Origin of the sequence: Xanthobacter autotrophicus, from assembly GCF_029991245.1 — a bacterium.
GTDB lineage: Bacteria > Pseudomonadota > Alphaproteobacteria > Rhizobiales > Xanthobacteraceae > Xanthobacter > Xanthobacter autotrophicus_C.
On record NZ_JAIVFO010000246.1, the window covers coordinates 1 to 3,387 of the forward strand.

Genomic DNA, 3,387 nt, shown 5'->3' on the forward strand with positions numbered 1-3,387 from the left:
CAGGGAGCAGGAACCGACGTCTCATCCTCCGGCTTGGAAACCGGCGGCTTCACAACAATCTGTCGTGAGGAGCGTCGGAGACGCGCCGTCATCCGTCCAGTGGGCGGCGGCAGCGCGTCGTCGATGGCCGTGTTATAAGGAGGCCCCCCCGGCGTGTCAACAGGGTGCCTCTCCCAGATCATTGCACCGGTGTGACGCTGTGGAAATGTTGGCCGGCTATTTGGCAGAAAATGTTGCAGTGCAACGCTTTCACGCCTGTGCATAACTTGCACTGCGATGACCCGCTGCCAGGGGGCCACGCCCGACACCTCCGGAAAATGAGATTCGAAATTCTCCGGCGCCGCCCGGATTTCGGTTCTCGGCGGCAAAATCGGGAAAGCCACCCGCATAGCCCGTCCCGGTCGCCGTCGCCCGATGCGCCCGCGACGGCCCCATCGCTGCTCGCCTATGTATGAGTACGCGCGCGGCATGCGCGCGCGGAGCTTGCGATTCGGGGATGCGGACCGGGCGGCCATGATCTGCTTGCCATGCTTTTGCCGTGACCTGCCCCTCACATGCGGCCCGACATTGACGGGTCGCATGGCGAAAGGCATGTTCCGCTCTACGTCTTGGGAAAAGTTAGGGTCTTGGGAAAGTTAGGCCTTGGAGCCGGATCCGATCGGATTGAGTGACACCGATCGGCGAACCCGCCTCTAAACGTGAGAAAGAGAACGCGTATCCGGTCGGCTTGCGCTGCAAGGTGAGCGGCGTGGCCTCTAGCGCTGCCGGCGCGCGCTCAGCTGAAGGGACGGATTTTGCAGCATCGACGATCTGCCGGAGCCTGGCGCGATGCCACAAGCGCAGCCGGGCTCGGCGACGATCCCCCGCTCGGGGTGGATGGAGATGAGGAAGACATCGACCGTCGCCGGGTTTCCGTGCGCTGGTTCGCGGCGACGCTTCTGACTGCCCTGTGCGGCTCGTTCCTTATGGGCGGCGCCGTCTACGCCGCGCTCGACGGGGAACATCGCTTCGCCCTGATGCCCGAAAAGGTGCGCAACGCCATCCGCGGCGCCCTCGCCGTGGGCGAGCGCCCGGTGAATTCCGCCCGCAAGGGCGACCGCATGTCCCTGCTCGGCGACAGCGCCTCGGCACGCCAGACCTTCCGCGTCTCCACCGCCACCAAGGTGGGCGACCGCGAGATCATCAAGGTGCGTCCTTTCACCCGCGTCGCCGCCAATCTGGCCATGAGCACCACGTCGGTCTCGGCCAACATTCCGCGCTTCAACCCCGCCCAGGTGGTGGCCGAATCGGTCTCCAAGGAAGAGGCGGCGCCCCAGGCCGAGCCCACCGGCGAAGTCACCCTGGTGATGCGCGACCTGTCGAGCCTGCCGCAAAGCACCAGGCTCGGCGCCGCCATCCCCATGGAAAACGTGCTGGTGAAGGTGCGCGAGGTGGCTGAGCTGAGCCGCGCCCAGCCGGGCCAGGGCAACCCGGTGGGCAACCCGGGCGCCCTGCCCTCCGCCATCGTCGGCGGGCCGGGTTTTGCGCCCGCGGCCTCCCCCACCCCGTATCTGTCCTACGCCAGCATCGGCGACGCCCTGGGCAACGGTGGCGGCCTGCCGGGAAGCGCGGTGCCCGGTGCCCATGCCCCCGGTACCCATGTGTCCGGCGTCCATGCCCCCGGCCTGCCGGCGCCACAGGCCATGCCCGGCAATATCAGCTTCGTGCCCAAGACCTCCGACGAGACCTCCGGCGGCAACGACTGGTCCGACACTGCCGTGGTGGTGAAGAAGGGCGACACCATCGCCTCCATCCTCATGGACAACGGCGTCTCCAAGGACGATGCGCGCGCTGCGGCCGCTGCCTTCGGCCGGGGCCGCGACGGCCAGGTGAAGGACGGCCTGCGCATGCGCATGCTGCTCCAGGAGGAGAACAAGCGGGTCCGCCCCCTTCGGGTCTCGATCTTCAGCGACCTCGGCCACGAGGGCACCGTCGCCTTGTCCGACAAGGACGAGTTCGTGAACGTGCCGGAACCGTCCGAGACCGAGATCGCCGGCATCTCCGAGGATACGGACGACGAAAGCGGACCCGGCATCCGCCTCTACGAGAGTGTCTACGAGACCTGCCTGCGCAACGAAGTGCCGCGCAGCGTCATCGCCGATATCATCCGCGTCTATTCCTTCGACGTGGACTTCCAGCGCCGGGTGCGGCCGGGCGACAATTTCGAGATCCTGTTCTCGGACGATCCGGGCGCCGCCAACGACGTGCTCTATGCGGCGCTGACGGTGAACAGGGAAACCCGGCGCTACTACCGGTTCCAGACCGCCGACGACGGCGTGGTCGACTATTACGACGACGACGGCAAGAGCGCGAAGAAGTTCCTGGTCCGAAAGCCGATGGCGGGGGGCATCATGCGCTCGCCGTTCGGCTATCGCCGCCACCCCATCCTCGGCTATTCCAAGCTGCATACGGGCGTGGACTGGGCCGATGCCATCGGTACGCCCATCTATGCGGCGGGCAACGGCACCATCATCTATGCCACCTGGAAGTCCGGCTACGGCAAGCACACGGAAATCCAGCACGCCAACGGCTATGTGAGCACCTATTCCCACCAGTCCGGCTTTGCCCGCGGCATCCGCGAGGGCATGACCGTGCGCCAGGGCCAGCTCATCGGCTATATCGGCACCACCGGCCTCTCCACCGGCCCGCACCTCCATTACGAGGTGAAGATCAACGGCAATTTCGTGGACCCCATGCGCATCAAGCTGCCGCGCGGGCGTGCGCTGGACGGCCGCTTCCTCGCCGAGTTCAAGAAGGAACGCGAGCGCATCGAGGCCCTGCTGAGCCACGCCCCGGTGCCGCCGAAGGTGGCGAGCGCCAGCGCCGGGGGCAAGAAAGCCGCCAGCAACTGAGAGGACGCGCCGCCGTTTATCGCGGCGGATGCGGCCAACGCGCCGGCCGGCTGCGATGCCCGTCACACTGCCCAGAAGGCGGCCGCGCCCTCGGGCAGAGTGGCGAGGACGCGGTCGAATGTGTCTTCATCCACATGCCGCCGCAGGGCCGACGCCACGTCGCGGATGGCGGATGGCGGCGCGAAATTGTGGTGCCGGCGCAGGCCCTGCACCTCCAGCGTCATCACCGCCCGCTCCATGAAAGCCCGCCGCGGCTCCGCCGGATCCCAATCCGCCACGAACATGGCCCGCAGCACGGGCGGCAGCACCCCGGCAAAGCGGATCGCCTCCTCCAGCGCCAGCCGCCGCCGGAACACGCGCAGCACCCCATCCACCATGGTGTAGGCCTGGTTGCGCGTGCCCAGCCCCGCCGTGTCCCGCGCATCGGCGAGGAAGCGGTCGAACTGTTCGGTGGCATGCTGGAGGTCGAGGGGGATGGGCATGGGAGTCCGGGAGG

General features: G+C 67.4%; 3 protein-coding genes. 1 reads left to right on the forward strand and 2 read right to left on the reverse strand.

Features of this window, described 5'->3' with window-relative positions; genetic code table 11:
• A partial coding sequence (locus K9U41_RS22280) for a hypothetical protein (RefSeq protein ID WP_282643030.1) occupies positions 1–389 on the reverse strand: 389 nt, incomplete at its 3' end.
• A gap of 405 nt (positions 390–794) precedes the next feature.
• Between K9U41_RS22280 and K9U41_RS22285 the strand changes: the two genes are divergently transcribed.
• Entirely contained in the window at positions 795–2,891 is a 2,097-nt protein-coding gene (locus tag K9U41_RS22285; protein WP_282643031.1) for a M23 family metallopeptidase, read from the forward strand.
• Between the two features lie 62 nt (positions 2,892–2,953).
• Here the strand turns inward: K9U41_RS22285 and K9U41_RS22290 are convergent, their stop codons facing one another.
• Positions 2,954–3,373, reverse strand: coding sequence for a DUF2267 domain-containing protein (locus K9U41_RS22290; protein ID WP_282643032.1), 420 nt, complete (start codon positions 3,371–3,373; stop codon positions 2,954–2,956).
• Positions 3,374–3,387: the final 14 nt, after the last annotated feature.